Origin of the sequence: Hymenobacter metallicola (assembly GCF_004745645.1) — a bacterium.
GTDB lineage: Bacteria > Bacteroidota > Bacteroidia > Cytophagales > Hymenobacteraceae > Hymenobacter > Hymenobacter metallicola.
Map to the genome: position 1 here is coordinate 2,312,997 of NZ_SRMB01000001.1, position 25,850 is coordinate 2,338,846.

At 55.6% G+C, this 25,850-nt stretch carries 35 protein-coding genes and 1 tRNA gene; 32 read left to right on the forward strand and 4 right to left on the reverse strand.

Features of this window, described 5'->3' with window-relative positions; translation table 11 throughout:
* Positions 1–66 precede the first annotated feature (66 nt).
* From E5K02_RS09815 to E5K02_RS09880, 14 genes are all read left to right on the forward strand, one after another.
* On the forward strand, positions 67–1,173 hold the full coding sequence (locus tag E5K02_RS09815) for a hypothetical protein (RefSeq protein ID WP_135394475.1): 1,107 nt from the start codon (positions 67–69) through the stop codon (positions 1,171–1,173).
* Between the two features lie 139 nt (positions 1,174–1,312).
* Positions 1,313–1,813 carry a hypothetical protein gene (locus tag E5K02_RS09820; RefSeq protein ID WP_135394477.1) on the forward strand — a complete coding sequence of 167 codons (501 nt, stop codon included), beginning with the start codon at positions 1,313–1,315 and terminating at the stop codon, positions 1,811–1,813.
* A 110-nt stretch (positions 1,814–1,923) separates the two neighbouring features.
* Positions 1,924–2,496 carry a hypothetical protein gene (locus tag E5K02_RS09825; protein ID WP_167856343.1) on the forward strand — a complete coding sequence of 191 codons (573 nt, stop codon included), beginning with the start codon at positions 1,924–1,926 and terminating at the stop codon, positions 2,494–2,496.
* Positions 2,497–2,579: 83 nt separating this feature from the next.
* A complete protein-coding gene (locus E5K02_RS09830) occupies positions 2,580–3,869 on the forward strand; it encodes a hypothetical protein (protein WP_135394481.1) in 1,290 nt (429 codons plus the stop codon).
* The gene (locus E5K02_RS09835) at positions 3,850–4,362 is read left to right on the forward strand and encodes a DUF6712 family protein (protein ID WP_135394482.1); all 513 of its coding nucleotides are present in this window, start codon (positions 3,850–3,852) and stop codon (positions 4,360–4,362) included. Before E5K02_RS09830 ends, E5K02_RS09835 begins: the two co-directional genes overlap by 20 nt.
* Positions 4,363–4,382: 20 nt before the next feature.
* Entirely contained in the window at positions 4,383–4,985 is a 603-nt protein-coding gene (locus tag E5K02_RS09840) for a hypothetical protein (protein ID WP_135394484.1), read from the forward strand.
* An 11-nt stretch (positions 4,986–4,996) separates the two neighbouring features.
* The gene (locus tag E5K02_RS09845) at positions 4,997–5,554 is read left to right on the forward strand and encodes a glycoside hydrolase family 19 protein (protein WP_135394486.1); all 558 of its coding nucleotides are present in this window, start codon (positions 4,997–4,999) and stop codon (positions 5,552–5,554) included.
* 43 nt (positions 5,555–5,597) lie between these two features.
* Entirely contained in the window at positions 5,598–5,777 is a 180-nt protein-coding gene (locus tag E5K02_RS09850) for a hypothetical protein (RefSeq protein ID WP_135394487.1), read from the forward strand.
* The gene (locus E5K02_RS09855) at positions 5,777–6,235 is read left to right on the forward strand and encodes a hypothetical protein (protein WP_135394489.1); all 459 of its coding nucleotides are present in this window, start codon (positions 5,777–5,779) and stop codon (positions 6,233–6,235) included. Before E5K02_RS09850 ends, E5K02_RS09855 begins: the two co-directional genes overlap by 1 nt.
* A 4-nt stretch (positions 6,236–6,239) precedes the next feature.
* Positions 6,240–6,797: a hypothetical protein gene (locus tag E5K02_RS09860; RefSeq protein WP_135394491.1), complete on the forward strand. Its 558-nt coding sequence runs from the start codon at positions 6,240–6,242 to the stop codon at positions 6,795–6,797.
* A 79-nt stretch (positions 6,798–6,876) separates the two neighbouring features.
* Positions 6,877–7,776 (forward strand): hypothetical protein, encoded by a 900-nt coding sequence (locus tag E5K02_RS09865; RefSeq protein ID WP_135394493.1) that lies wholly within the window; start codon positions 6,877–6,879, stop codon positions 7,774–7,776.
* 218 nt (positions 7,777–7,994) lie between these two features.
* Entirely contained in the window at positions 7,995–8,249 is a 255-nt protein-coding gene (locus E5K02_RS09870; RefSeq protein ID WP_135394495.1) for a hypothetical protein, read from the forward strand.
* 51 nt (positions 8,250–8,300) lie between these two features.
* A complete protein-coding gene (locus E5K02_RS09875) occupies positions 8,301–9,155 on the forward strand; it encodes a hypothetical protein (RefSeq protein ID WP_135394497.1) in 855 nt (284 codons plus the stop codon).
* A 175-nt stretch (positions 9,156–9,330) separates the two neighbouring features.
* A complete protein-coding gene (locus tag E5K02_RS09880) occupies positions 9,331–10,434 on the forward strand; it encodes a DUF2806 domain-containing protein (RefSeq protein ID WP_135394499.1) in 1,104 nt (367 codons plus the stop codon).
* A gap of 204 nt (positions 10,435–10,638) precedes the next feature.
* On the opposite strand, the gene E5K02_RS09885 is transcribed toward E5K02_RS09880, so the two are convergent.
* The 4 genes from E5K02_RS09885 to E5K02_RS09900 all read right to left on the reverse strand — a co-directional run bounded on the left by E5K02_RS09885 (position 10,639) and on the right by E5K02_RS09900 (position 14,694).
* Entirely contained in the window at positions 10,639–11,916 is a 1,278-nt protein-coding gene (locus E5K02_RS09885; protein ID WP_167856344.1) for a site-specific integrase, read from the reverse strand.
* A 229-nt stretch (positions 11,917–12,145) separates the two neighbouring features.
* Positions 12,146–12,230: transfer RNA gene (locus E5K02_RS09890), tRNA-Ser, on the reverse strand.
* 190 nt (positions 12,231–12,420) lie between these two features.
* Positions 12,421–13,851: a tyrosine-type recombinase/integrase gene (locus tag E5K02_RS09895; protein ID WP_135394503.1), complete on the reverse strand. Its 1,431-nt coding sequence runs from the start codon at positions 13,849–13,851 to the stop codon at positions 12,421–12,423.
* 108 nt (positions 13,852–13,959) lie between these two features.
* Complete coding sequence (locus E5K02_RS09900; RefSeq protein ID WP_135394505.1) at positions 13,960–14,694, reverse strand: XRE family transcriptional regulator; 735 nt, start codon at positions 14,692–14,694, stop codon at positions 13,960–13,962.
* Positions 14,695–14,903: 209 nt separating this feature from the next.
* Here E5K02_RS09900 and E5K02_RS09905 point away from each other — a divergent pair, with 209 nt between their 5' ends.
* From E5K02_RS09905 to E5K02_RS09985, 18 genes are all read left to right on the forward strand, one after another.
* The gene (locus E5K02_RS09905) at positions 14,904–15,164 is read left to right on the forward strand and encodes a hypothetical protein (RefSeq protein ID WP_135394507.1); all 261 of its coding nucleotides are present in this window, start codon (positions 14,904–14,906) and stop codon (positions 15,162–15,164) included.
* Positions 15,165–15,166: 2 nt separating this feature from the next.
* Positions 15,167–15,535, forward strand: a complete 369-nt coding sequence (locus tag E5K02_RS09910; RefSeq protein WP_135394509.1) for a helix-turn-helix transcriptional regulator — start codon at positions 15,167–15,169, stop codon at positions 15,533–15,535.
* On the forward strand, positions 15,532–15,795 hold the full coding sequence (locus E5K02_RS09915; protein ID WP_135394511.1) for a hypothetical protein: 264 nt from the start codon (positions 15,532–15,534) through the stop codon (positions 15,793–15,795). The genes E5K02_RS09910 and E5K02_RS09915 overlap by 4 nt, the downstream gene beginning before the upstream one ends.
* A 39-nt stretch (positions 15,796–15,834) precedes the next feature.
* The gene (locus tag E5K02_RS09920; protein WP_135394513.1) at positions 15,835–16,218 is read left to right on the forward strand and encodes a DUF2829 domain-containing protein; all 384 of its coding nucleotides are present in this window, start codon (positions 15,835–15,837) and stop codon (positions 16,216–16,218) included.
* Between the two features lie 69 nt (positions 16,219–16,287).
* A complete protein-coding gene (locus tag E5K02_RS09925) occupies positions 16,288–16,560 on the forward strand; it encodes a hypothetical protein (RefSeq protein ID WP_135394515.1) in 273 nt (90 codons plus the stop codon).
* Positions 16,557–16,697 (forward strand): hypothetical protein, encoded by a 141-nt coding sequence (locus tag E5K02_RS25505; protein WP_167856345.1) that lies wholly within the window; start codon positions 16,557–16,559, stop codon positions 16,695–16,697. The genes E5K02_RS09925 and E5K02_RS25505 overlap by 4 nt, the downstream gene beginning before the upstream one ends.
* Before the next feature lie 219 nt (positions 16,698–16,916).
* Positions 16,917–17,351: a hypothetical protein gene (locus E5K02_RS09930; protein WP_135394517.1), complete on the forward strand. Its 435-nt coding sequence runs from the start codon at positions 16,917–16,919 to the stop codon at positions 17,349–17,351.
* 55 nt (positions 17,352–17,406) lie between these two features.
* Complete coding sequence (locus tag E5K02_RS09935; RefSeq protein WP_135394519.1) at positions 17,407–18,123, forward strand: hypothetical protein; 717 nt, start codon at positions 17,407–17,409, stop codon at positions 18,121–18,123.
* A 65-nt stretch (positions 18,124–18,188) separates the two neighbouring features.
* Positions 18,189–19,169 carry an ERF family protein gene (locus E5K02_RS09940; protein ID WP_135394521.1) on the forward strand — a complete coding sequence of 327 codons (981 nt, stop codon included), beginning with the start codon at positions 18,189–18,191 and terminating at the stop codon, positions 19,167–19,169.
* On the forward strand, positions 19,147–19,428 hold the full coding sequence (locus E5K02_RS09945; RefSeq protein ID WP_135394523.1) for a hypothetical protein: 282 nt from the start codon (positions 19,147–19,149) through the stop codon (positions 19,426–19,428). Before E5K02_RS09940 ends, E5K02_RS09945 begins: the two co-directional genes overlap by 23 nt.
* A 34-nt stretch (positions 19,429–19,462) precedes the next feature.
* Positions 19,463–20,206: a class I SAM-dependent methyltransferase gene (locus E5K02_RS09950; RefSeq protein WP_135394525.1), complete on the forward strand. Its 744-nt coding sequence runs from the start codon at positions 19,463–19,465 to the stop codon at positions 20,204–20,206.
* Between the two features lie 314 nt (positions 20,207–20,520).
* On the forward strand, positions 20,521–21,213 hold the full coding sequence (locus E5K02_RS09955; protein ID WP_135394527.1) for a GIY-YIG nuclease family protein: 693 nt from the start codon (positions 20,521–20,523) through the stop codon (positions 21,211–21,213).
* A complete protein-coding gene (locus E5K02_RS09960) occupies positions 21,210–21,458 on the forward strand; it encodes a hypothetical protein (protein ID WP_135394529.1) in 249 nt (82 codons plus the stop codon). The genes E5K02_RS09955 and E5K02_RS09960 overlap by 4 nt, the downstream gene beginning before the upstream one ends.
* Positions 21,459–21,461: 3 nt before the next feature.
* A complete protein-coding gene (locus E5K02_RS09965; protein ID WP_135394531.1) occupies positions 21,462–22,010 on the forward strand; it encodes a hypothetical protein in 549 nt (182 codons plus the stop codon).
* A 264-nt stretch (positions 22,011–22,274) separates the two neighbouring features.
* Positions 22,275–23,345: an ArsR family transcriptional regulator gene (locus E5K02_RS09970; RefSeq protein ID WP_135394533.1), complete on the forward strand. Its 1,071-nt coding sequence runs from the start codon at positions 22,275–22,277 to the stop codon at positions 23,343–23,345.
* Positions 23,346–23,363: 18 nt separating this feature from the next.
* Positions 23,364–23,861 carry a hypothetical protein gene (locus E5K02_RS09975; protein WP_135394535.1) on the forward strand — a complete coding sequence of 166 codons (498 nt, stop codon included), beginning with the start codon at positions 23,364–23,366 and terminating at the stop codon, positions 23,859–23,861.
* Positions 23,862–23,864: 3 nt separating this feature from the next.
* Complete coding sequence (locus tag E5K02_RS09980; protein ID WP_135394537.1) at positions 23,865–24,335, forward strand: hypothetical protein; 471 nt, start codon at positions 23,865–23,867, stop codon at positions 24,333–24,335.
* The gene (locus tag E5K02_RS09985; RefSeq protein WP_167856346.1) at positions 24,328–25,848 is read left to right on the forward strand and encodes a replicative DNA helicase; all 1,521 of its coding nucleotides are present in this window, start codon (positions 24,328–24,330) and stop codon (positions 25,846–25,848) included. The genes E5K02_RS09980 and E5K02_RS09985 overlap by 8 nt, the downstream gene beginning before the upstream one ends.
* Positions 25,849–25,850: the final 2 nt, after the last annotated feature.

The window sequence follows — 25,850 nt, forward strand, 5'->3', positions numbered from 1 at the left end:
TCCAGCATCCGCCTTTGCCTGCGCCCAGGCATTCTCTTTTCTACACGTTCATTTTCAACTACAGCGATGGCTGACAAGATTCTCGATTACGCCTGGGTGACGGGTAACGCGCCCTTCTACGGTCCGGAAGAGTTCCGGGCCTTCATTCTCAAGTTCATTCAGGAAGATCCGGAGCTCAATGCCATCATGGTCATTGAGGACGGCATCAAAGCCAAGATGGATGTGCCCTTCGTGGGCCGCTTCGAGAAGGTGACCCACCTCGACCCCGGTTGCGGTGCGCAGCCCTCGACGCCCCGCATCCCCTTCGACAAGCTCACCTGGGACCCCATGCCCATGCTGGCCTGGATCAAGGAGTGCGCTACCGACCTGGACCGCACCTTCATGGCCTGGGGTCTGGACGTGGGCTACAAGCGGGACGACCTGCAAAATGCCCTGATCCGCATCAAAACCGGCAACCTGGTGCCCGGTGATGCCGGTACCGAGCAGACGGTGGATTACTGGAATGAGTTCGTGCAGGAGCAGTTCATCTCGGCCATCCGTCGCGACATCTACCGCTTCGCCCTGATGGGCGACAAAACCATCACGGCGGCCCAGCTGACCAAAGGTGCCGATGATGTAAAGAACTACAACGCCGTCGATGGGGCCTTCAAGCAGGTCATTGCCGCCGGTGCCGACAACCGCGCCTACGAAATCACGGCCAACCAGTCGGCCGATCAGGAGTTGCCCGCCGGCGAGTCCTACAAAATCTTCAAGGCCCTCGACAATGCCGCCGAAGGCGACCTGGAGGATGCCGATGACAAGATTCTGCTGGTCACCAGCTCCATTGCCAAGAACTGGCAGGACTACCGTGAGTCGAACGACAAGGTGCAGGTGAGCTGGGAGCTCCAGGAAGGTCGCCTGGTGGCGCCCACCTTCCGCGACATTCCGATCATCAAGATCAAGGACCTCGACAAAATCCTGAAGGCTGACTTCAAGCTGAACGGCAAAATCGACTTGCCGCACCGCGCTCTTCTGACCACGCGCCGCAACCTGCGCGCCGGCTTCGACAGCTACGACGCGGCTACCGAGGTCGATGCCTTCTATGACCGCAAGGACCGGGAAACCCACCTGCGCGCCATGTTCAAAATGGACGTGAAGGTGATGTCATCGGACCTGATGCTGGCCGCTTACTAAGCCTATCCTAGACGAAACAGCCCCGGCCCTACTAAGCCGGGGCCACTGCTCACGAAACTCATAGGAGACTCACGACATGGCCGTTTGCCGTCAACTCAAAAAAGGCTCTTCTGCCCCGTGCGAAACGGGTGTAGCGGGCATGAAACCCAAAACCGTGCTGGTGCGCAAGGCCGACATTGCCGGCGTTGCGCGCCATGCCACCATCAAAAAGGCGGTCACGCTGACGCTGGTTGCCGCCAAAAAAGGCTTCCTCTTCGAAGGCCTGGGCAGCAGCAATGCTGCCCGCGCCGAGCTGGTACCGGGCAAGTACGGCCCCGGCTACAAGCACGAACTGGACCTGGTGGCCTTTGGCGCCGACCCGGAAACGGCCGAAACGATGGAAGATCTGGCCGCCGATCCGGAAGGCGTCGTTTCCATCACGCCCGACAACAACGGCTACTACAAGATGCTCGGCCTCAATGCTGGCCTGCGGCCCAGTGCCCTGAAGAAGGACAGCGAGGATGCTGACCTGGGCGGCGGCATTCAGGGCACCCTCTCGTCGGAGAAGGAAAAAGGCCTGGAAGATTACTTCATGGTGCTCACCGACAGCGTCTATGACCCGGCGGCCACTAAAGCAGCCTTCGAGGCCCTGTACGCCTAATGCAGGGGGTGAGTGAGCAGTGGGCGGAACGGGCTCGTCAGATAAAACTGGCGGGCCTAAGCCGCACCGACTCGACTGAGCTAGCGGCCGTGCATGCCGGCTTATACCCCATGGCCGAGCCCGTTCGGGTAGGCTGCTACAAGTGCCTGGCCGAAGCCTTCCAAGCCATCCTGCGCGCTGTGCGCACTTTAACCGATTCCCCCAACCCTTCTTTTCCAGCCCCTACGGCCATGAACAAAGTAGATCGCACGTACTCGTTTACCGACCCCAAGCAAACCTACCGCCCGCACAACTCCCCGGTGGTTTTCTCCAATGAGAACCTGACCGACGCCCGGGTGGCGATGATTCTGAAAGGCGACCCGGCTGCCGCCGTGCACTTCAGTATTACCGAGGAAGAAGGCCAGGCCTTTGTCCAGGAGCAGGATGCCGTCTTGCAAGCCCTGGCTCAGAGCCAGCAGCCGACGGGCGACACCGGTACGACCATCACCATCAAGACGGGCGCCAACCCGCTGGCGGACGAGAACAGCGACGACTACAAGGCCGAGTACGCCAAGCTCGATACGCTGAAGCGCGACGAGTTGGACAACCTGTTTTCGACCGAGGTTGTCGACGGCCAGGACCCCAAGGCCTTCGCCAACAAAGGCGAACTGATCAAAGCCCTGCTGGCCTACCGCGCCAAGTAAGCTGCTGTCTCCAATTACTGAAAAAGGCCCGCACCGCACTTGCGGGGCGGGCCTTTTTGCTACCCTTTCTTCTTTCGCTTGCCGTGTCCACTGCTCCAGCTGCTTCTGAATCCAAGCCCCTTACTCCGTTAGCGCAGGCCCAGCGCCAGGTAATCAAGGCCCAGGTGCCGCTGCGGCCGGACATCATCACGCTGAGCACGCCCACCGACTACCCGAAATGGGGCGATGACAACCTGTATCCGCAGCGCCTGCTCTCGGCCATGGCCGCCAGTGGTACCGCATCCGTGTGTGCGGAGCGCAAAGCGCAGTTTATCGAAGGCAACGGCTTTATCGATCAGACCTTTTACAAGTCCGTCATTGACCGGGCCGGCGGCACGCTCGATAGTCTGCTACAGCCTGTAGCCAACAACTCTGCCTACCTGGAAGGCTGGGCCGTGCGCGTAAACATCAACGCCAACGGTTTTCCCTGCGAAGTGCTGCACCAGCCCAAAGAGCAGGTACGGCCCTATTATCCGGACGCCGATGGCGTGACCCGCTGGTGTGGTTTGGTGCGCAACCCGGCCGCCATGGCGCGCCGCGGGGCTACCTACGCTAGCCGCTCGGGCTTGCAGAAAGTGCCCGTGTTCAACCCGCGTGAAAAGCCCGAGGAGCGACTGAAGCGGATTTCGGAGTGGAAAAACGAGAAGGGCGAACTCGTGGGCCTGAAGGGCTACCCGGGAGAAATCTACTACTGGTTCCAGAAACGAACCGGAGCCTATCTGCACCCGCGCCCGCTCATTGATGCGGTGCTGGATGACGTGTATTCGGAGCCAATGCTCAAGCGCAGCCGAGCCGCTGACTTGGATGGCCGCTATTCGGCGCAGGTAATGATTACCGAGTTCGGCACTGCCAGCCCGCCGCAGGAAGTGCTGGACGCGAACGTGGTGAAGTACGGTGCCTTCGTAGGCCCCGACGGCGGCCGGGTGCTGGTGCAGTATGCCGACCGGGTAGAAAACAAGCCCGCTGTCGATACGCTTACGGCGCCGGATGCCAGCAAGCGCTACGTGACCGATGAAGAGGCAATCAAAGGCAACATCCGAGAAGCCATGCAAATGCCGGGTGTACTGCTGGGTCGGGAAATAGCAGGTAAGCTGGGAAGCTGGCAGGAGTTTCAGGATGCCGTGGCCTACGTGCAGGCCCTAGTGGTCAACTCGGCTCAGCGCAGCATCGAGCGGGGCTTCGAAGCCGTGTTCCGGAATTTTCAGAAAGCGGACGGCACGTTCCCCTTCCAGCAGCTGCAGGATTTCTCTATTCAAAACCTGACACTGGAGCAAGCCGCGAAGCTAGCCGGCGTGTCGCAACCCGCCTCGACGGATGGAACATCTACTGTTTAGCCTGGAAGATTTCAAGCCTTACCAGGAACTGCCCGAGAATATGCGGCTGGATCGAATGGCACCCCACATGTACGAGGCGCAGCGGCGGTTGAAGACTGTGCTTACGGGGCCGTTACTGGCGGAGTTGGCCCGGCGTCACAAGGCCACGGAGTTGACAGAGGACTACCTGGAGCTGCACAGCAAGGCGCTGCCGGTGCTCGTGCATGCCGCGCTGGCGTACTTCTGGCCCTTCTCCCAAACGACGCTTACGGCAGTGGGCCTGCGGCAAAAGAACAGCCAGTACTCGGATCCAGTGGACCCACGCACACTGGCTAGCCAGGCCGCAATTTTCGACGGCCGGGCCCTGAGCTACGAGGTGGAGCTGCGCGCTTGGCTCATCGTCCACGCGGCCAGCTTTGTCGGCTTCTATCCGGATGCCTCGCACTGCGGAGCTCAGCCGGTCCCGAGCCGCATGCCGACGGTGGTGGTACAGGCAATCCGTCGACCCCGCTAATTCCCTTATCCGTGAATCCCGTGCGTCATACCCACACTGAATTCTTTAAGCTTCTGGGCTTCCAGGGCGCACGGGACATGGTGGCTTCTGCTTTCGGGCTGAAGGCCTATCCCCTACCCTTGCTCAAAATCCAGCTCAGCGGCACATTGTTGGCAGCCGTGGTGGCCTTCTGCGCCAAGTGGATCTGGAGCCCGCCCTCGGCCATGTTCCTGCTGCTGGCCCTGGACCTACTCAATGCCCGCTACGGCTACCTGGCCGACGTGAAACTACGGGGCGGGCGCTTCCACTGGGATGAGCTGCAGCGCACGGCCGGCAAGATGCTGGCCACGCTGCTGGTGCTCATGGCCGTCAAGAATGCCATCAACAGCTACGAGTACTACAGCTACGCGGCTGACGTGGTGTTTGCCTGGCTCTTCACCCATAAGCTGCGCAAGCTGGTGGTCAAGATGGTGGCCCTGAAAGTCGTCGAGGGCGGTCTGCCCAAACTCATTCTGGGCCTGCTGGCCAGCAAGTTCGGCCCCTACATCGTCGATGCGGTGCAGAAGAAAGAGCCGGCCCCTGAACCTGCTTCCGAATTGGTAGCCGCCGGCGGTACTCCACCAGCTGGCCCAACTACTCCTTAACCCTATCGAGCATGCTACTCACCAAACAACTCCTGCTGGCGGCCGTGACCGGCTGCAGCGCGGCCGAAGCCGACAAGTTCCTCAAACCCCTGAACGACACGCTGGCCCGCTACAACATCAGCACGCCGCTGCGCATCGCCCACTTCCTGGCCCAGATCGGGCACGAGTCCGTGGGCCTGGATGCCGTCCGGGAATACGCTTCCGGAGCTGCCTACGAGGGGCGCAAGGACCTGGGCAACATCCTGCCCGGCGACGGGGTGCGCTTCCGGGGGCGCGGCTTGATTCAGATTACTGGTCGGGCCAACTACTACGCCCTAAGCCGGGCTTTCGGCGTGGACTTCGTGGCCAACCCCGTGCTGCTGGAGAGTCCCCAATACGCCGCCCTCTCGGCCGGCTGGTACTGGAAAGGCCGAGGCCTGAACGAGTTGGCCGACGGCAACTTCTTTCTGACCATCACCAAGCGCATCAACGGCGGTACCAATGGCCTGGCTGATCGAGAGCGCCGCTTCCTGGTAGCCGCCAAAGCGCTGGGTGTGCCCGGTGGCATCGTGCCCAAAGTCACTGCCTAGCATTTCACCACTTTACCAACTCACCTTTTAACCTCTTCCTGCCATGCTGAAGCGTCTGCCTACTATCGTCGTTTTCCTGATTCTCGTGCTCGAGCTGGTGCTGGCCTGGCAGCTGCGCCTGCCCGAAGGCTGGCCCCGGGCCGTGGCTGCCCTTGTCGTGGTGCTCACCCTGGTGGTGCTCTACCTCGTGACCCACAAGGCCGCCGGCGAAAAGCTGCTCTGATGTTCTGGCTGCTCTACAATCTGTTCGCGCTGGTGGATGGGCTTTGTGATGCGCTGCTCTACGGGCTAAAGGGTGCCGAGTCCTTCAAGTGGAATGAGCACCAGCCGCTCGTCGCGCGGCGCATCCTGGCCGTGCTGGCTTCCCTGGGTGCCGGTATCGATGCCGTGCTGATCGGAGTTGGCTCGGTAGAAGGCTGGCCCGTGTGGCTCATCTGGCTACTCTGGGAAGTGGCTGCGGCCGGGCTGAGCTTTTCGCTCTTCCACAACGAGGCCTACAACTTCGGCCGGGTCTGGATCCGGGAGCAAACCCTGCGCAAGGCCTGGGCCGTGTTCGAATTCAATTACAAATCTGCTACCACGTCCGCCCGCTGGGACTTCGACGGCACCCAGCGCTGGGTCATGGCCGGCGGGGCCGTGGTGTGGCTTGGGGTGGGGCTTGTCTTACTTATGAAACTGTAACAGTATGCGCTACTTTTTATTCCTCGCGCTGGCGCTGGCCAGCTGCACTACTACCCGCCACGCTGAGCAACCCGACGTGCTGAGCCTGCTCACGCCCGACATTCTACCACCGACCAGCGAACTGCCCGACTCGCTGCCCAAGCAGGGCTCTTCACACGCTCCGCCTGACAGGCCTGGGTTTGTCAAGCGGACCGCGGCCAAAGTCGTGGCGGCCGTGAAAGGCTCGGGGAAGTTCAAGAACAAGGGCACCATCATCTACCAGGTGGGCGCCAGCAACACAGCCAGCTCAGCTACGAAGCCCGGCACCATGGCCACCGGTACCGGCGCCTCGGCTACCGATGTCAAGAAAGCTGACGGTCCGATACAGGTGGGGCGGGGCAATCAGGCTACCGACAACAGTAAGGCCGGCCAGCGAGGTGGCGCAGCTGCGACAGGCGAAGGCAGCACCCTCACTGCGCCAACTGCACCGACTACTTGGTGGAAGTGGCTGCTACTCGGACTTGGACTGGGTTTCTTGGCGCCGAAGGTGGTAATGAAATTCATTCCGTCACTATTCACTTAGAGCGTTCATAACGAATAATTCACACTGGCTGCAGAAATATTCAACTAAGTTTACTCCTCATTCATTTCAGCCAATTTATATGTCTCAGATTATCTACTCGCGGCTTGGTCGCCATTTTTCTGCCCTTCTGCTAGGAGGTGCGCTCCTCCTTTCATCTTGCTCGAAAGACCTAGACGTGGTGCCAAGCTCAGCACCAACCCCTGTTGCTCAATCAGGTAACGCGTTGGCCGCCTATGGTGATGTCGTAGCGGGATATCAAGCGTGGTTCCGGTATGACTCGGGCACACCTTTCTATAGTGTAACACTGCTTTACCCTGAGCTAGCAGAAGATATCCGCCTAGAGTTTTGGCAAGGATCTAACCTGGTTCTTGTTGCGCATGACGCATATACCTATATCGGTGATGATACCTCGGCTAATTCAGCGCGCTTCTTCCAATTTCACTATACCATCCCGACGCAACTAGCCCCGGGTACCTATACCCTAATTATCCGGACACAATCGGATGATAAAACGCTCACGGTTCCATACAACCATGATCCTAGTAATTATGTACGTTCACTGTCGGCCACTGTGAATGTTCTACCCACCCCTGTTGCCACGCGTTTGGGGACCGGCCTTTACCCTAGTACTCAGCCATCTTCGAGTCCTTATTCCCAGACCTTGAACTGGGACCCCTCTCGGTTCTCGGCTGGTACAGATTACCTTCGAGCATTTGCGAAAAATCAGTCTACCGGTACGTTATATCAACTGACTGATGCGAATGAGTACTACCTGCGAGCGACGCCTCCTTATGGAGGCCCCGTTTATTACAGCTATTTTCAGAATACCGGCACAACGGAAGTGACCTTGAACGAGGCGAATCAGCCTCCGTTTTTGCCCGATGGATATTACTCCTTCTTCATTAATGACTTTGCGTTAAAGACGATTGGTGGATACTCGGCACCGATCGGAACAGGAATTGCGCCTGAGGTGCCATAGAAGAGGCCTCTAGCAACATATAAAAAAGCCCCGTCGTAGGTCGGGGCTTTTTCGTTTCTTACCCTCGTGAATAGACGCTTCTCTACGTTAGAAAACCTGCTGGACTTTCTGGCTTATCACCCCTGGTTACGGTGGCCGAGGAAAATCTTGAAGTGGGCCTTCCTGGCATTACTTGTTTTCGGAGTAGGCAAGTACCTGCTCTTAACGTTTCTGGCCTGATGCCTATTTCCCACTACGGCTTCCGCGCACTTCCATTCCCGGAGCAACTAGCTGTCATCTGGGCCGAGGGCACCTTCCTGGCCACGCGCTGGGAGGAAGAGGATGCCGTGAACCTGTACCACATGGGCACCTTCTTCGCCGAGGTGTTTTATGACCCAGACGAGAACAAGATGTTGAGCACACGCACTTTCACGAGTAGGGAGTGCCTATTAGACTATGCTGTATTTATCAAGCTGAATGACTTGGAAACATGAAAAAGTCCTAGCCATTTGGTCAGGGCTTTTTTGTAACGTTGTAGTTCCACTATGACAGTTCTTACGTCAATGACAGAAAAAGTAGGTTTAATCAGAAACCCTCTTACAATTATTGCGATTTTCGCTGGTATCGCAGAAGTAAGTGGTACTATCGTAGCACCATTGTTAGAGAAGGAAAACCAAAAGATATTCGTATGGTTTTTAATGTTCTTTCCGACTTTACTTATTGGCTTATTTTTTTATATTTTATACAATAAAAATAAAGTTTTATATGCTCCTTCTGACTTTGCAGATGAAAGACATATAGCCTATATTTTTGATAAGGAAGCATCGAAATCTGTTCCAGTAGAAGTGGTTTATGATAGTTCAAGTTCTATTAATGTTAGTGCTTCAGGGCAGATAAATGTTTCTCAAGAAGGTAATCTTTCTACATCGCTAGGTGAGAATAGTGTTCAAAAAGATAATGTAATACTGGATTATAGTGTTCTCTCTACTTTATATGAAGTTGGAGGATTTGTAAGACATATGTCAACATTTGGCTACAATTTCGATATATATAACCCGGTTAACAAGGAAGATCATCCATCTATTAACCCTATTATCAACAATAGAGGATTGTGGATTGGAACTAATGTTCCATTGAATATTGCAAAGCAGGTAATTCAAGAGACTACAAATTATTACCGACACATAGAATACATAGCTTTGGTAGGTGGCCGCACTACTAATTTTTTGAATAATGATAAGAATAGTCCAAGAAATATGGTATTCGTTGGAGGAGCAACTAAGGCTGCTATTGATATGTATAATCTAAGACCGATGTCAGCGCAAGATTTAAGCAAAGTGCAAACGTTGACAAGCGTGAGTGAGCTACACTCCTTTTTATTAAGTTTCGTAGTTACATAGATTGTTGCTAATAAACTGGCTATGAAGTATGCTAAATGGGTAGATGTCGTATTTATCCATTTTCTCCTTTTTGCTTGTTTCTAACCCGAGATCGTTTCAACCAATATACCCTGACTTACATCTCGGGACATTTCTGTAACGTTGTAATTCTGACCTTCCTCTCAACTTATCCTATATGTCCGACGAAGAAAACAAGTCTCTAATTAATGTTAAAGATTTAGCTGGGCTATCAGGACCGCTAACTAAACTGGTAGAAACCATTAACAATGCAGGTGCTCGTGTAAGCGATGCAGTCCAATGCTTAGCCAACGTGCTTGTTCTAGATAAAAAAAGAGCTGAAAACGAAGCTCACCGCATCCGAACTGTTGGCGCAGCCGAAACTCAGACAACTACTGAGAGGGCGAAGGCTTATATGGAGTTTATTAATGGGGGACAGGCCCAACTACAGGAAATGAATTTCGACGGAAAAGAGGCCTCTGCTAAGCTCATAGGTATCCCTGCTGAGGTAAAGAACCTTAAGCAGCGAGTAGAAAATAGAGTGATGTATGAAAACGTCCTGCATCAACTGAATAGGGAGGCTGTTCAGGACTTTGCAGCTCAAGCTCTAGCTAATGAAGAAGATGTTTCTGAGGAGCCTGTTAACCCAGATTGGACAGCAAGGCTCTTCAATATATCTCAGGAAGTGAGCTCAGAAGAGATGCACGCTCTATTTGGAAAGATACTTGCGGGTGAAATTAAAAAGCCAGGTTCCTTCTCTCTAAGAACTCTAGAGGTAGTAAGGAATCTTACAAGTAACGAAGCCGCACTGCTAAAAAAGGTAGCACCTTTTGTTTGTAATAGTAAAGGAACCGGGGTTCTACTAACAGGGCTAAGTGATTACGATGGCGAGTTTCTATCAAGACAGGGTATATCGCATTTAGATAAAGTGACTTTAAGCGACGCAGGTTTGCTATCTGCCCATGATACGGTACTTGCTTCCGTTACAGGGCCCTGTCGTTCAGGTCTCGCTCTTGGTAATATTGCTTTCATCTACGAATTTGATGAAGAAAAGAAATTTACTTTCAAGGGCCTGCCTCTTACTTCAGCGGGCTTTAACCTATTTAAACTGATTGTCAAAGACATAGAAGTTAATATTGAAGTTATAGAAGAAATAGGAAAGAAAATGTTCAAGGCTGGTGTAGACAGACTTTCTTATGGTCGTGTTATCGGTAGCACTGAGACTGGTATGCTTGTCGAGGACAACCCTACTAATCTCGATTACCTAAAAGAAGTAAGATAATGAGGCGGTGCATATACGTTCTTCTTTTTTTTGCTTGCTCTTAGTACTTCTACGGTTGCTCAAAAGTACGAGTACAAAGGGCTGCAGAACTTTCCTGGATAGTACTACCCACAAAGTGAGCTATTCCGGCGTTATCGAAGTGCCAGGCGTTACCCAAGCCAAGCTTCTCACCAAAATCAAAGCCTTGCTACAGGCAATTACCGTTCAGCCGTAGATGCCCCAGTCAGCTGGGCCATCGGTGCCGGTGGCCCGCATCGGTAGGCGCTCGGGCCCAATGTCCAGCGGATGCTTACGCGGCGCGCCGAACACCCGATTGATATCCTCGGCAATCGTCTTGTCCAGAATCTTGGCGTAGATGCGCTCGGTCATCTTGATGCTGGAGTGGCCCAGGATTTTGCTGACGACTTCCATGCGCACGCCGGCATTGAGCAGCAACACGCCGGCCGTCTTGCGGCCGATATGCGTGGTCAGACGTTCCACACTCAAGCCGCACAACGCGGCCACCTCTTTCAAGTAGCGGTTATAGTTCTGGTTGGAGATGACCGGCAGCTGCTGCTCATAGCGGGCCAGGATGCGCTCGGCCTCGGGAAGCAGTGGCACGATACACTCGTAGGGTTTATCCATCGTGCTCTTCTGACGAACGATCTTCAGCCAGCGGCGCCCGTCATGGCCCCGGCTCACGTCCCGTGGTATGCGCAGATTCGCTAGGTCAGCATACGCTAGCCCTGTCCAGCATTGAAACACGAAGCAATCGGCCGCACGCTGCACCGCCTGTAGGGAAAAAGGATAGTAGCTGACTCTGCCCAGCTCATCCAGGTCCAGGAAGATGAGTTCTTTCGGGGCGGCCTTGCGCATGGTGTAGCCGGCCATGGGATTCGTGGTCAGGTGCTTGCGCCGTATGCCCCAAAGCAGGACCTGCTTCACACATTCCAGCGTCTTTTGCGCGTAGGGCTTCCCAGCACTTTTGGAGAGACGCAGCCAGTGGAAGTAGGCATCGGCCGTATTGTGGTCGAACGTTTCGGGCCGCATGTCCAACTCCTCCCGGGCTTTTAGAAAGGCCTCCAACGAGCGACGACGGGTGCGGTACACGGCCAGGGTCGAAGTCGAGATTTCTACATCGACCAACGAGGCCTTTTCTTGTAGGAAGCTATCGAATAGCTCCAGCAGGTTCAGCTTCGAATAGCCTCCTGCCTTGTAGAGCTTCACCAGCGCGGCGGCGGTGTAGGGGGTTTTCTCACGAATGAAATGATCTTCCAATTCCTCGAAGGCGTCCCGTACTCGTTTGAGCTTTGCATTGGCGTAATCGGCGGCTTCTCCCCTACCCTTCACCCGTTGCTGCCCTGGGTTCCAATCTTTATAGAGCACCTTCACCTCGGTTGCAAACGGCGTCGTCTGCTCGCCATCGACAGTGACACGGACAGTAATCGTACCGGGCCGCGCCTTGTCTGTGGTGTTGGCGCGGAATAAGAATCGAATGAGCATGCGCTGTTTCATGGCCAACCATTTTGACTAATCTGGTTGGCAATTTTACTAAGAAGGTTATCGGATAGATACAGCGCAACGGGGGTTGTATCCAAAAGTAATTGCTGTATACAGGGCTGTATACAAAACTCAAACCGCCTTTACTGCCCAAAAACCGCGTTTTCACTAGCGTAAGGGCAAAAAAGAAGCCCCGTTCCAAAGCTGAAACGGGGCTGCAAGCACTCAGATGCAGAGGAGGAGGGATTCGAACCCCCGGACCTTTAACAGTCAACGGTTTTCAAGACCGCCGCAATCGACCACTCTGCCACTCCTCTAAAAGCATTCAACAGCCTTGGGGGCTGTTAAATGGTAACTAACAATGCAGAGAGGGGGGAACTCAAGTTTCAGACGCCCCAGAACACTCATTGTCTTCCCGGCCACGTTCTGGCCGATTGACATTGCAAATATAAACACCTTTTTAGCTTGGTTGTACACGGTTTGTTCTACTTATGTTATACAACTGTTCTACTGGTTCTGAGACTCAGGACCATATAATTCATGGGCGCGGTGGGCCAGCTGGTCTTTTTCCAGCGAGCCGGCGTATCGTTCGGTTTGTTCAACGCTTTCGTGGTTGAGCATGTCGCGCAGGTCGAAAGAGCCGACGCCCTTTCGGCGGGCCATTGCCGTGAAGGAATGGCGGGCTACGTGGTTGGTGATGTGCTTCTGAATGCCAGCGTGCTCGGTGGCTACTTTCTTAATGTATTGGTTTAATAAGGTGGTCAAGGATTCAATGCGCTTGAGCAGGGCCACGTAGTGCGCCCGGAACTCGTGGCTTTCTTCGAGCTGGGTGACGCTCCAGCCTTCGGGGTATTTGGTGTACCACTCCCGGGCATCGAGCAGGGGCAGCACGAAGTCGTTTTCCGTAACGTGGCCCGCATAGCGGTGCAGCACCCGGTCCAGGCGCTCGTGGCGGGCCACGGTCTTCCACTTGCCGGTTTTCTGCTCCTGAAATTTAATGTCCTGCTGCACCGTGCGCCAGCGCAGCAGCAGCACGTCGGCCACCCGGGCGCCGAATAGATAATACTGCAGCAGCCAGGCGTCGCGCGAAACCTGGTACCACTTCTCGGCGGGCAGCTCCACGGTTTCCAGGGCCAGCACCTCCTCGTCGGATAGCTTTTCCTTTTCCTTGGCCTCCCCGGTACCCAGGCTCATGCGCTTGAAAGGGTTCTGGTGGTATTCGAGTTTGTTATCATCAATGGCCAGGGCCACGATGGTTTTGATAAAGGAGAGTTCTTTGGCCGGGGTCTGGCCCTTGTTGCCTACTACTTTTTCCAGCCACACGCGGTAGTCGCGGATAAAGGAGGCCGTCAACTCCGAGAAGGGCAACGGGCGGGCGGGCTGGCCCTCGGTCAGGGGAACCCAGCCCGTGAGCAGTTGGGAGCGGTCCGCACCGTCGGCAATCTTTTTCAGGCGGCCGGGCTTCATGCTTGGATCTATCCAGCCCCGGTACACCTTGAGCTTGTTGAGAATGCTTTCCAGCTTCTCAGCGGAGCGGGGGTTGCCGTGCACCTTGCGGCGAGCTACTTCCTTGGCAAAGTAGGCCAGAAAGTCTTCCTGGGCGGGCGTGGGCGCGGCCGGGGCCTTGCCGGGCTCGTGGCCGGCCTTCACCGCATCACGCCACGCCGCCGAAGTCAGGGTGGGGTCGTAGTTAATCCAGGCCATGGCCAGCTTGAGGCGGCGCTGAATGGTTTTGTTGAAGGACTCGGCGCCCGTGTTCTTGCTACGAATCCAGTTCGGCTTCTGCAGGCTGCCGTCTTCGTTCCAGTCCTTTTCAGGGACGGCAAAGCCCAGGCTCAGGTATTTGGCCTGGCGGTTGACGGTAAACACTAAGTTGACCGGGCGCGGCCCACCCGGTTGCAAGGCGGGCCGCAGAATGGCTTTGCAGGTAGCGGCCATAGGAAATCAGGGAAAGGAATGGGGTGTAAGCAGGGAGCCAGCCCCGTTTCCGGAGCGGTTGCAGCAGTAAAAGTTGCACGCAACTTCCCTGTAAAGTAAAAAAACAGCTTAGCGAATCGGAGCCCGTTCCGCGAACTCCTGGACCAGCCACATGGAGCGTATCTGGTTGCGGGGCACGGGGTACGGAGACATGGGCGTTTCCGAATCCGAGTGCAGCATCAGGAAGCCCTGGGTGGACAAATCGTTGCCGTGGATGCGTTTAATAACTAGGTATTCTCCAAAACAAATAATCACTACCCGCTCGTAAATGGAGTGCCATTTCGCTTCGGCAATGAGGTCTGCCACCACTTTAGAGCCGTGGGGCAGGGTCTTTTCCATACTGTCTCCGTTCACTTCGAAGATAGCGGAATTAGCATATTTGTTTCCCGGATCATTGGCTAGGGTCAGCTTGAATGTATCCAGGCTGGCGAGCGACTTAATAACATTGGATGAAGCCATTTCTGCAAAGCCCGCGCGGGCCACAATAGGTATGTAAGGTAGGTCGAGAGCAAACGCGCGAGGGTATTCGTCTGGTACAATTTTAACATTGTTTTCGACCAACGGCACGTCTCCACCGTGCAACATAGCCAGTTCGTCGGGCAATAACAATTGTTCTAATGGATAATCGAACACTTGCGCAATCTTTTCGCGCATATCACGCTTGGGAAAACTCTTGCCTTCCACCCAGCGCGTTACGGTAGACTTGTCTACTCCTAGCATTGCAGCGAACTTATTGTTGCGCAACTTCCTCTCTTCTAAAATCCGCTGGATTAACATATTTATGGTACTTGGCGTGGTTGGCATTGGAGAGATTGAAGAATATGCAACTTTTTAGACAATTTCCTTGCAACTGACTAGGAATTGTTGCGCACATCTTGCAACTTTGTTCTACTTCCAATGAGGATGCAACTAAGGTACGCAACTATTCCAGAAATCGTTGTACGCGGCTTCCAAAAAAGTTCCACCGCGCTTCCACAAAGGTTGTTAAAACCGCTTCAAAATAGAACCAGCCGATGAGTTTAGATCTTGAAAAGCTGCGCAAATCCCTGCTGAAAGGCGAAAGAAGGAAGATTGAGGAGAAAGCAGGCGTGAAAAAATCCACGGTGCACGCTGTCCTCACCGGGAAAATAATCGGCACGCCTACAGTTGCACGAGTCGTCACGGCGGCAATGGAGGTGGTAAAGGAGCGGGAACGTTCCCAGGAACGGCAAATCAACAAGGTTGCAACTTTCCTTGAAGAACGTGCAACAAAATTGAAAACCGCGCAACCATGACCATGACTGCCCGTTACCCCGCCCCCACCCCGCTGGCTTCGTTGCTGGCCCAGGCTGACTCCCTGGCCTTTACGCAGGTGGAACACCACGACTCCTTATTTAAGGAGCTGCTGGCGGCCGTGAAAACCCTGGCCCTGGAGGTGCAGACGCTCAAAGAAGGACAGGCCGAATGGGTCAGCCAGAAAGAGGCCATGAAGCTATGCGGCCGTAGCCGCGCCTGGTTCTACGAGCAGCGCAACCGAGACACGTTACCCATCCGGGTGCTGCCGCCGACCAAGGGCAGCCGTGAAGTGAAATACAACCGGGCTGATTGCCTGGCCTACGCCCAGGCCAACCTTATTGCTCCACCGCCTACTCAGCAACTCCAATGAAACGCACCTCACAGAAGCAGCTGCTTACCGATTTTGCCACCGAGGCCGCCGCCCTGGGCGCCCGCTACGGAGTAAACCACATCTACACCAAGCACGACCCGCGCAGTGAAGGCGGCCCCTACAGCTGCTTTTTCCGGCTGCTGACGGATGCCATGCACCAGCAGGCGGCCGGCGCCTACACCCCCGAGGATGCGCTGGAAAACTTGGAGGACGCCCTGTATCAGGCCCACCGAGACAACAAAACCTTTTCGGCCAATTAACACCTCTTCCCCTCCCTAACCTCTTCTACCTCCTACGTCATGAACAACACCACAAAATCTCAGACCATGAACACTACAACATTCGGAGCGGCCATTGAAGCCGCAAAAGACGGTTTCAAAATCACTCGCTCGGGCTGGAATGGCAAGGGTATGTGGCTGATAATGTTTAGTCACTCGACTTTCATCACCGTGGATACTAACGATGGGGAAGTCGTGCCAAATGATATTTCCGAGCTAGGCTATTGCGCACACATTGGCGACGAGGGCACTCGCATCGAGCACATAGGTATCACCGATACGGGCGCCGACTTCTATCCAATCAGCGACTTCCTTTTGATGAAAACTGCTGACAACAAAGTGGTTCCGTGGCTTGCATCACAAACTGATGTGCTGGCTGAAGACTGGCTTATCCTGCCCCGCTAACACCCCCAAGCAAAAAGCTCGGCTGCTACTGGACATAGCGCCGGGCCCCACACAGAATTCAAACACACTATGCTGTTACTCCTGCTTGCCCTCTCGCTTTTCAGCCACCAGCAGCCCGAACCCGCCGAACCAGGGACGGACCCTGAAAGCACCGAGCTGGTGCGCCAACTGGCCGCCCAACACCACCTCAACGAAGCGGCCATTATTCGACTCCGCGCCGTCTGCCGGCCGTTCGATGCGCAGCTGGCCCAGGCCACGCCCGAGGAACAAGCCGCTATTCGCCTGCAGCGCGAAGCCGCCATTCACTCCCTTCTCACACAATACTATGCAACCAGCAAATGAAAAACGGCAATTCCCGGCCCGCCTTGCGGCCCGCCACCCGCGAACTGGTACAGCGTTTCGCCGTCGGCGCCGTGCTCTGCGCCGTCTTGTATATACTCTGGTCGATGCTCCACTTCCCCATCCGGCCCCTCTGGTAAAACCCATCCGGGTTATTCGGGCCACTGCCAGCCGGCTTACGGCGGCCATGCGCATGCACTTGTTTAATGACTACGACTCTGCTTACGACCAGCCCCGATGAAACATCACTCCATTTTCACCCGCGTTATCGGCCTCTTTCTACTCTGCATCATTTTCCCCTGCATCTGGCTGGGCTACAAGATTTTCTCTTAATTTTTTTCACTCCAACCCCTTACCCAATGGAAACGCTACTGTATCCAAATGCTGATGAGCAGACGCGCCGCGACATGCTCGAATCCGAAGCCTTCAAAGTCGTTGACGGCGAAAAGTATGACCGGCGCCTGAGTGACGCGGAAATCGAAGACCGTCGCCACGAGGCTGTTAAGTTGCTCGACAAGCAGGACGAGCTGGCCGTGGAGAAGAAAGAAGTGATGGATGACTTCAAGGCCCGGGCCAGCAGCCTGAACAAAAAGCTAAGCACCCTGCGCCAGGAAGCCCGCACGGGTGTCACCAACGAAACCGGTAAGCTCTACTACATTCCCGATTACGACGCACGCCGGATGGGTATTTACAACGGCGCCGGCGAACTGATTAATAGCCGTGGCCTGCTGCCCGAGGAGCGCCAGCAGAATATGTTTGCCTCACGCGGCGGCGCTTCCGGCACGGAAGGCTAAGCCTACCCGCCCCCTCCCCTGTCCCTATTTTCCATAGATCAATAACACCTTTCGTATGTCTACTACCCCCACAGAGCACTTCACGTTCGAAACCCCCGGTACCCACACCATCGTGCACGTTCAGGGCGCCCCCGAGCGCGAGCCCAAAGCCCTAACCTATACCGGCCGCATTGACGCGCCCAGCAGCTTCCTCAAGCCCAAGGAAGGCAACTACGACCCCAAGCGGGCCACGGCAACCATCGACACGGACGCTGGCTCCATTACATTGGTGCTGGACGAAAAAGAGCACGCCACCGATACCATTACCGGCAAGCTGGAGCCCGAAACCTCCTTGGTGGACCTGGGTGTCAACAGCGCGACCAAGAAATACGACTCCAAGGACCTGGCCAAGGTGGTCAAGCGCCTGGGCCACCTGTTTCCGAATCGCGAGGAGCACGTTACGCTGATGGCGCGGCTCAACAACTTCTCGGCCCGCGTGACCAAGTTTACCGAGGACAATCTGGCCACCAGTGGCAATGCCAAGAAAAGCCTGGAGACGGTGGTTGATGGCTTCGACCCGATTTCTTTCAAGCTGCAGGCTCCCGTGTTCAAAGGTGGCGAGAAGCAGATCATTCGAGTGGATGTGGGCGTGGACGCGAGCAGCAACAACGTGCTGCTGTTCCTCGACTCGCAGGACTTGTATGACCTGGACGCCTCGCTGCGCCAGGAACTGCTGAAGAAGGAAGCCGAGTATTTCACCTCGCTGGGTGTAGCCGTACTCTATAAGTCGTAATTCCTCACCGCCGCGCCCGGAATCTGCTGGGCGCGGCACTTTTCAACCTGTTGACTCAAAAGTAAATGGCCAACCAGCAGAAGACAGAACCCAATACCAAAAACCTCTACCAGCGCATCCGGGCGGTTATGGAGGATGTGGAGTACCTGCAAAAGGACAAAGAGGTATCCACGGGCGGCGCCGGCTCCTACAAAGCCCTGAGCGAGGAAACCGTAACCAAGAACGTGCGCGAGGCCATGATCCGCCACGGGCTGGTTATCCTGCCCATCGGCCAGGAGCACCACTTGGTAGACCATGTGCGCGGCCCGGGCAAGGTGGTCAGCCTGACTACCGTAAACACACAGTATAAGATTGTCAACGTGGACAATCCAACTGAGTTTGAAATTCTGGCCTCGTCGGGCACCGGCGTAGACAGCCAGGACAAGGGCGTGGGCAAGGCCATGACCTACAGCTATAAGTACTTGCTGTTGCGCACCTTCGGTATTGCCACCGGCCGCGACGCCGACAGCGTAGGCAACGCCGAGCTGGAACGCGAGCAGGCCCTGGCCGCCCAAAAGGCCATTGATGCTGCTATTCTTCTGCTGGAAGGAGCCACTACTGAAAAGGAGCTGAAGCAGGTAGGCGTCAAGGATTACATGACGGACCCAAAGTACAAGGCGGCAGCCCTGGCCGCCAACAATCGAATCAAGGCAGCCGAGGCCAACGCGCTGGCTACGGAAACCGCCGCTCCACCCGTTGCTGCGGAAAAAAGTGGTGAGGCCAAACCGGAAGCCAAGGCCATGAAAGCCGTGCCGACGGAGCCCGAGCACCCTGGCACCGAAATTTCAGACGCTGAGGCCCCAGCACAGCCAGCAGTAGCGTATGCAACCGCCGCGCAGAAAGAGGAAATCATTCGCCTGCTCAACCATCCGGTAATTACCCGGCAGGAAAAGACGAAGATGCTGCTGAACGTCAACCGCCTGGATGAGGACAAAGCGGCGTCTGCCATTGCCAAGCTCAAAAAGGCCATCGAAGACCGTGAGAATGGCGAATCAGCCGCCGCGTAGCCCAGACCACGTATTTATCCTGGTAGCCTTCTCCTGCGACAACTGCGCCGGGGAAGGCTACCTACGGGGCGAGCCGCTGCCGACGGCCTGCCATCACTGCGACGAGGGCACGCGCTACCGCTGGCTACCCAAAGACCAGGTGCTGGCGGCCGAGGCCACCCACCAAACAGTCACCCGCCTGGCCGACGAGCTTTCCCCCTACTGGAAACAAGGATTTCACTTACTCCCCAAGCCCCCTGTCAATGGCCCCGATCTTTAGTCACGACTCGTATTGCGCCGCAATGGCCGGCAGCATGTCTCACAAGTTATTCTTTGTCGAGCACCTGCCCCGCCTGGGCACTATCCTGGATTATGGCTGCGCCGATGGCAAGATGGCCGAGGCGCTGGCGGGAGAGGAATTTGCGGGCCGGTTTTCGTTTGGCAGCATGGCCCTGTTCGACATTGACCAGCAGATGCTTGACCGCATTCCAGAGGACTTTTGGATTTGGAAGTTCCGCGAGGAGCAGCCGGCCCTAGACATGCTGGCGCAGAGCGGAGCCGCGCCATACCCGAGCGCCATTCTGTTTTCCTCGGTGCTACACGAAACCTACACCCACCAGCCCGGGCAGATGAACGACTTGTGGCAGCGCGTGGCGGCTACCGGCGTGGAGTATATCATCATTCGGGATATGTTTTGGCAGGAAGGGCAAAAGGGCGCTTGCCTCGGCCCCACTCGCTCACTGACAGAGGCAGGGCTTACACAACTCTATAAAGAGCACTTAACTACGCAATGGCCCTCGCTTTCGGCAGTGGCCAACCACGTTCAGTTTCTGCTCAAATACCCGTATGTTGAAAACTGGCAACGTGAGCTGCAGGAGAACTATTTCGCCTTGCCAGATTTACGCCCCGTGTTGGCTCCGTTGGGCTACGAGCCCATGCACTGGTCCCATCACCAGGTGCCCTTCATTCAGGAGCGGATAAAGACTGACACAGGCATTGAGTTACCTTTTAACACGCACCTGACCGCCATTTTTAAGCGAAAAAACCTCCAATCTTGATTTTCGAGATAAAAAGTAAATTTTCTGTCTTGATTATAAAGATAGAATCAGAAGTTTCTCTACCTTTAGCACATCGAAACACCGGGCACTCGTCCGGTTTTCTTTGCTCGAAAATTTCACAAATGGCACAATCAACTACCGTAAATGTGAATCGGCTGGTAACACCAGCTGAGTATGCCAGGATGAAGTATGTTACCCCTAAAACGGTATACAACTGGATCAAGTCCGGCCAAGTAGCCAGCCGAACCATTGGTAATCGTCAGTTTGTAGAGCTGAGCTAGAATTTGCATCACCATTTTTTACCAGCCTGTGTAATGGAAATTCGCAAGATGTGGCCCGAAATCAAGGGCAAAGTTGCAGCCGTCTATCTTATTGGCAATACGCTGGATGACAGGGTTTATATCGGCTCATCCTGCCATGTGAGAAACCGCATGTCGTTTCACTTTCATTGCTTAAAGCGCGATAAGCACCACTCGGCTAAGCTTCAGAACTTCTATAATAAGTACGGCGAAGGCGTTATTACCACTTCCATTCTTGAGATTTGCGAAGTTGACAACTTGATTGTGCGGGAGCAATACTGGATTGACTCTTACGTAAAGCACCACAAGGAGTCAGATTTGATGAACATAGCCCACAAAGCCGGAAGCTGTCGAGGCATTAAGCAAAACCCCGAGGTAGTAAAAGCTCGATGTGAACGAGCTAAGGCCAATCGACTAGCCAACCACATGGCGGAAGTGAGGGAAAGCATTGACAAGCAGAAGCGCGATGAAACAGAGATCTTGCGCAGAGCAAACAGTAAATGTGAAATATGCAACAAGCACATTGACTTAGTGTCCGATGACGATTTCCGGGATTATCACACCATTTACAATACCAACACTGACAAGTATTGGCGGTTAGCAACCATTGACAGCCAACTATTGCTGTGCTACCATTGCCACACCAACATTGTAAGGCAGCTGCGCCACACGGTGAAAATAGCAAACTGGCTTGCCAAGCAACCATGAGGCTGCATCAGGCTCAACTACTGATGCGGGCGCACTTCCCCGAGGCGGACCGCTTGCTTTTCACCAAGGGCGGCCCCACACAAACCCTCACCCTGCTGGCCCACGGCCAGACCTTGTGCACCGCCATCTTCTCCCACTACGCGCTGCTTTCCTTCCGCTCCGACTACTACGACGAGCACGAAATGACCGCCGTTATCAACGAATTCTGTTTTGGTAAAACCCTTACTCTTCAACTTGCCGCTTAAGCCATGAGCAACGAAGCATCTTTCACAGTAGCGAAAAGCACAGTAGAGTGCTACAAGATTCGCAGCGTCAACGGCGGGTTCGCCTGGGCTGATATTACAATTGACGCCAACAGCCGTGGTGGTCGTATTCAAATAGCCTCCGATTATGGCGACTGGCAACACTATTGGGGAGCAGCCGGCTCGGATTTCAAGGCGTTTTTGGAAGGCATAAGCCATGACTATGCTGCCTCCAAGTTTGGCGCCGAGCGGTGGATAAATGTAAAGGCCACCGTCAAGCAATATAAGCAAGACCTTATTGAAGCCCGTCGGGAGGAAGCCCTAACACAAGACGAGGCCCGCCAGATCTATGATGAGATAACGGAATTAGAACACGAATCAAACAACTCCATAGTCGCGGCTATACAGGCCACCACTCACCTTGAAAGCTTTCTGTATGATACGTCAGGTATACCAGAATTAAGCTACGAGGACAATCCACATTTCAGACACTTCTGGGAAGAACTGTGGCCAGTGCTATTAGCAGAGTTTAAAAAGGAGTCTGTAACGGCCTGAGCCATGAAAGAGTCACGCTGGCGGCTGCTGTTCCGCCCTAAGATCATGGATCTACTGGCCGAGATACCAGCCGGAACGCCCGAACAAGAAGTTCGGCGCCTTATGCGGGGAAAGGGCCCCACGCAGACCTCGCACCTGCCAAAAATGTGGAGCAAGGAGCTAAATGCGCAGCTGGACGCCCGGTTTGACCGCACCCGCTTCACGAATCTGGGCCGCCCCATAGCCCGCCCAAATCCAAACCAACAATCACTGTTCTAGCCCACCATGACAGCCGCCGTCCTCCAGCACCCTAGCGCAGTTCTTACGGTATCCCGCACCGAGCCGGAGCAGCAAACCGTTCGGGGCTTCATTCTCTCGGTGGCCGGCATGCACCCAGCTCCCAAGCAGGCGCTGGCCGAGGTTTGCGGCCAGCACTTCGCCGGCCTGACGGTAACCAACAAGACGCTGGTGCAGGCCCTGGGCATGACCGAGCCAATGGTTTCCCGCCACCTCAAGCGCCTGGTGGAAATGGACCTGATTGTGGTGCAAAGCTCGCCCCGCAGCATCCTGCCTTCTGCCTTACTGGTCGAGGCTATTGGCCGTCGGGACAGCGAAAAAGTTACCGAAACTGCCCGCAAAAGTTACCGATACTCGGAAAAAGTTACCGAAACTCCCCGGGCCGATTTGGGAAAAGTTACCGAAACTCTCTCAAAAGTTACCGAAACTCACCCAAATCTTACCGAAACTCCGGTAAAAGTTACCGAAACTCCAAAAGTTACCGAAACTCCGGTGCTGGCCCGCCAGATACAGGAGCTTACCGCCGAAAATCAGCGGCTGACTACCGAGCTGGAAACGACCACCTCGCAACGCGACAAGGCCGTGGCCGCCTGGAAGGAGCAGAAGAAACTGATAGCCGAGTTGCAGCAACGAGTGGCCGAACTGCAAACCTTGCCCGTGCCGGTGGCGCCAACGCCCGCCCCGGCCGCAAAGAAGAAAATCAGCACCACGGCCAAGATGCTGCTCCGGAATTCAGCCGTCAACACCTTGGCCCTGTTCACGGCCGCCTGGACGGAAGCCGCCGCCAAGAATCCGGACCGCTACGCCAAATACGCCGCCGCCGACCTGGCCCACTACCACGAGAGTTTCCTGGATTGGTCGGACAGCAACAACGAAACCAAGGCCGACTGGCTGGCCACCATTCGCGGAGGCATGCGCCGCGACCTGGAGAAAGGCGAGTTCAAAACCGGCCGGCCGATGGCGAGCCAGCAGACCAGCTCATCTGGTCTTACGCCCGAGCAGCGCCAAAAGCAAGTAGAGGCATTGCGAGCCCGCAACGCCCAACAACCTACCCGCTAACCCTTCACAACCCCTGTTATGAGCACACTCAAAATCACCGGCAAACCCTCAGACAACACGCGCCTGCCCGGCACCGGCTCATTTTACAAGTACACCCATGTAGAGGCTTATCTTGATAGGGGAGCCAAAATAATTGATGTACTGCGAGAAGCAGCCCGCATAATGGATAGTCAAACGGCCAGTACTGCAACCGGCGCGGGGGATGAGTTGGAGCAGCATTATTGGAGAAAGCTATACAACCAAGAGGTTGAAGTATATGCCGTTCGCAAAGGTGGTGTTACCACTATCAGTCGCTCTACGGGCCAAACGTTAGTAGTTCAAGCCCCCGTTACAGGCCGCAAAAAGATTGGCTATGGCTGGAATACTTGGACGTTTCAGTATGTGGGGGATGCCTCTATTCTAAATGATGTGGCTGGATATTTTTGGGGCCAAGACTCGCGGGGGTATGGCCCAGGGGGGATAGACTCTAAAACAGATACTGAAGTCGTTTGGGGCCAGTCGGCCAGTTGCGACTAAGCCGTGATTGCCGAGTTTGAAGCCCGCCTGCACGAAGCATTCCAGCCCTTCCTGCAGCAGGCCCAGCGCCGCCGCAACCGCATCAAGGCCCTGGAAGCCCAGCCCCAGACCGAGGCCACGGCCAAGTCCATAGAGATTGAAAAGCGCGAGGTCAAGACCATTGTGGAGGCCGCCAAGCAGTTCAACGCCCTCTTTGCCGACATGCGGGCTGCCGTCGAGCACCAGCAGCAAGTCACCGAGAAAATGAAGGCCACCCTCATTCCCGAGGTCGAAAAGGCCGACTACTTCGAAACCCAATTCTTCCGCGCCGTCGATGCCCTGACCGAATACGCCCCTGAACTCCCAGACGAAAAGTGGCCCAGCGTGTTGCTGGCCGGCTATATGTCTATCCTGCGCGTAGTCCACCTGCGCAATGCCCCGGCCACGTACCAGGCCACCTATCCGACGCGCTACCCCATGCCTGCTCATGCTTGACCTTTCCGAACTAGACGAACCTACCACCCTAGCCGATACCAGCGCGGCCTTGCCAGCCATTGTGCCGCCGCACGCTACGGATGTGGAACGGGTTGTGCTCAACACCATTCTTACCCAACCCGACGGCCTGCGTGTAGCCCTCACTCTACTCAAAGCGCCCGAGGTCTTTTACCAGCCCATCCACCGCTTTGCCTACGAAGCGGCCGTGGAGCTGCACGGCGCCGGCCTGGCCGTGGACTACCTTTCCGTTACCGAGCAGCTGCGCACGATGGGCCGGCTTTCCGCTGCTGGCGGCCCAAACGCCATTGCCACGCTGGCCCGGGTCAACAGCAACCACGACACGGAAACCCACTGTCTGAAGCTGCTCGAATACTACACGCTCCGCCAAGTACTGGCCGCCGCCCAGCAGATGATCCGCGACGTGCAGGACAGCACCCAGAAGCCGCTGGAAATTGTGGCCAAAGCTCAGCAGGGCCTCAGCGCCTGTGTCGATGCCATGACCACGCGCAAAGCGCAGTCACTGAACGAGCTATACGACCCGGCATTTCAGGCCATCCAGGATGCCATGACCCGTAAGGGCCTCGTGGGCGTACCCTCCGGCATTGAGGAAATCGACAAAGTAACCGGAGGCTGGCAGGGCGGTAAATTTATCATCATTGCCGCACGGCCAGGTATGGGCAAAACCAGCCTGGGCCTGCAAATGGCTCGCAACGCGGTAGTAGACTTCCGCAAGCCCGGCGCCTTCTTCTCGCTGGAAATGAGCGAGCAGGAACTAGCCATCAAGCTGATTGCCCTGGAAACCTTGTGCACGGCCAGCGAGCTGACCAAGGGCCAACTACCCGACGGCGTGACACTAGACGATCTGCGTGCCAAATCGAAGAAGCTCCGCACCGACGGACTACTGTTCGATGATAACAGCAGCCTAACCATTTCGCAGCTGCGGGCCAAGGCTTCGCGCATGAAGGCCGAGCAGGGCATTGAGTGGATAATGATTGACTACGTGCAATTAATGAAGGGCGAGGGCGGCAAGGCAGGTAACCGCGAGCAGGAGCTGGCGGCCATTTCCCGGGGATGCAAGCAGTTGGCCAAGGAGCTGAATATTCCTGTGATTGCTTTTGCCCAGCTGAGCCGCATCGTGGAAAACCGGCCAGACAAGAAAGCCCTGCTCAGCGACTTGCGCGAGTCGGGTGCCCTGGAGCAGGACGCGGACATGGTAATCTTTCCGTGGCGGGCAGAAGCCTACAAAATCACGGAGGACGAAATGGGCAACCCCACAGCCGGCACCGCTGAGATTCACATTGCCAAGCACCGAGGCGGGCCAACGGCCAACCCAACGATTATGTGCGACATCCAGTACGGCCGCTTCTACACGCCGGAGCCCGACTGGAACAGCTTCCACCAAGTGCCGCCCGAGCCGGAGAACAAGTTTCCCGCCAGCACCTTCGAGGACGACGCGCCCCGCAGCTTCCCGCCCCTGGACCCCAACAAAGCCACCGACGAAATTCCCTTTTGACC

Coding starts and splice junctions, on each gene's coding strand:
- E5K02_RS09820 (WP_135394477.1), top strand. CDS start 1,313: ATGAAACCCAAAACCGTGCTGGTGCGCAAGGCCGACATTGCCGGCGTT.
- E5K02_RS09905 (WP_135394507.1), top strand. CDS start 14,904: ATGAGTTTAGATCTTGAAAAGCTGCGCAAATCCCTGCTGAAAGGCGAA.
- E5K02_RS09855 (WP_135394489.1), top strand. CDS start 5,777: ATGTTCTGGCTGCTCTACAATCTGTTCGCGCTGGTGGATGGGCTTTGT.
- E5K02_RS09815 (WP_135394475.1), top strand. CDS start 67: ATGGCTGACAAGATTCTCGATTACGCCTGGGTGACGGGTAACGCGCCC.
- E5K02_RS09915 (WP_135394511.1), top strand. CDS start 15,532: ATGAAACGCACCTCACAGAAGCAGCTGCTTACCGATTTTGCCACCGAG.
- E5K02_RS09920 (WP_135394513.1), top strand. CDS start 15,835: ATGAACAACACCACAAAATCTCAGACCATGAACACTACAACATTCGGA.
- E5K02_RS09955 (WP_135394527.1), top strand. CDS start 20,521: ATGGAAATTCGCAAGATGTGGCCCGAAATCAAGGGCAAAGTTGCAGCC.
- E5K02_RS09895 (WP_135394503.1), bottom strand. CDS start 13,851: ATGGCCGCTACCTGCAAAGCCATTCTGCGGCCCGCCTTGCAACCGGGT.
- E5K02_RS09965 (WP_135394531.1), top strand. CDS start 21,462: ATGAGCAACGAAGCATCTTTCACAGTAGCGAAAAGCACAGTAGAGTGC.
- E5K02_RS09850 (WP_135394487.1), top strand. CDS start 5,598: ATGCTGAAGCGTCTGCCTACTATCGTCGTTTTCCTGATTCTCGTGCTC.
- E5K02_RS09940 (WP_135394521.1), top strand. CDS start 18,189: ATGGCCAACCAGCAGAAGACAGAACCCAATACCAAAAACCTCTACCAG.
- E5K02_RS09935 (WP_135394519.1), top strand. CDS start 17,407: ATGTCTACTACCCCCACAGAGCACTTCACGTTCGAAACCCCCGGTACC.
- E5K02_RS09865 (WP_135394493.1), top strand. CDS start 6,877: ATGTCTCAGATTATCTACTCGCGGCTTGGTCGCCATTTTTCTGCCCTT.
- E5K02_RS09875 (WP_135394497.1), top strand. CDS start 8,301: ATGACAGTTCTTACGTCAATGACAGAAAAAGTAGGTTTAATCAGAAAC.
- E5K02_RS09880 (WP_135394499.1), top strand. CDS start 9,331: ATGTCCGACGAAGAAAACAAGTCTCTAATTAATGTTAAAGATTTAGCT.
- E5K02_RS09970 (WP_135394533.1), top strand. CDS start 22,275: ATGACAGCCGCCGTCCTCCAGCACCCTAGCGCAGTTCTTACGGTATCC.
- E5K02_RS09910 (WP_135394509.1), top strand. CDS start 15,167: ATGACTGCCCGTTACCCCGCCCCCACCCCGCTGGCTTCGTTGCTGGCC.
- E5K02_RS09975 (WP_135394535.1), top strand. CDS start 23,364: ATGAGCACACTCAAAATCACCGGCAAACCCTCAGACAACACGCGCCTG.
- E5K02_RS09885 (WP_167856344.1), bottom strand. CDS start 11,916: ATGCTCATTCGATTCTTATTCCGCGCCAACACCACAGACAAGGCGCGG.
- E5K02_RS09835 (WP_135394482.1), top strand. CDS start 3,850: ATGGAACATCTACTGTTTAGCCTGGAAGATTTCAAGCCTTACCAGGAA.
- E5K02_RS25505 (WP_167856345.1), top strand. CDS start 16,557: ATGAAAAACGGCAATTCCCGGCCCGCCTTGCGGCCCGCCACCCGCGAA.
- E5K02_RS09950 (WP_135394525.1), top strand. CDS start 19,463: ATGTCTCACAAGTTATTCTTTGTCGAGCACCTGCCCCGCCTGGGCACT.
- E5K02_RS09860 (WP_135394491.1), top strand. CDS start 6,240: ATGCGCTACTTTTTATTCCTCGCGCTGGCGCTGGCCAGCTGCACTACT.
- E5K02_RS09925 (WP_135394515.1), top strand. CDS start 16,288: ATGCTGTTACTCCTGCTTGCCCTCTCGCTTTTCAGCCACCAGCAGCCC.
- E5K02_RS09825 (WP_167856343.1), top strand. CDS start 1,924: ATGGCCGAGCCCGTTCGGGTAGGCTGCTACAAGTGCCTGGCCGAAGCC.
- E5K02_RS09870 (WP_135394495.1), top strand. CDS start 7,995: ATGCCTATTTCCCACTACGGCTTCCGCGCACTTCCATTCCCGGAGCAA.
- E5K02_RS09945 (WP_135394523.1), top strand. CDS start 19,147: ATGGCGAATCAGCCGCCGCGTAGCCCAGACCACGTATTTATCCTGGTA.
- E5K02_RS09930 (WP_135394517.1), top strand. CDS start 16,917: ATGGAAACGCTACTGTATCCAAATGCTGATGAGCAGACGCGCCGCGAC.
- E5K02_RS09845 (WP_135394486.1), top strand. CDS start 4,997: ATGCTACTCACCAAACAACTCCTGCTGGCGGCCGTGACCGGCTGCAGC.
- E5K02_RS09985 (WP_167856346.1), top strand. CDS start 24,328: ATGCTTGACCTTTCCGAACTAGACGAACCTACCACCCTAGCCGATACC.
- E5K02_RS09900 (WP_135394505.1), bottom strand. CDS start 14,694: ATGCCAACCACGCCAAGTACCATAAATATGTTAATCCAGCGGATTTTA.
- E5K02_RS09960 (WP_135394529.1), top strand. CDS start 21,210: ATGAGGCTGCATCAGGCTCAACTACTGATGCGGGCGCACTTCCCCGAG.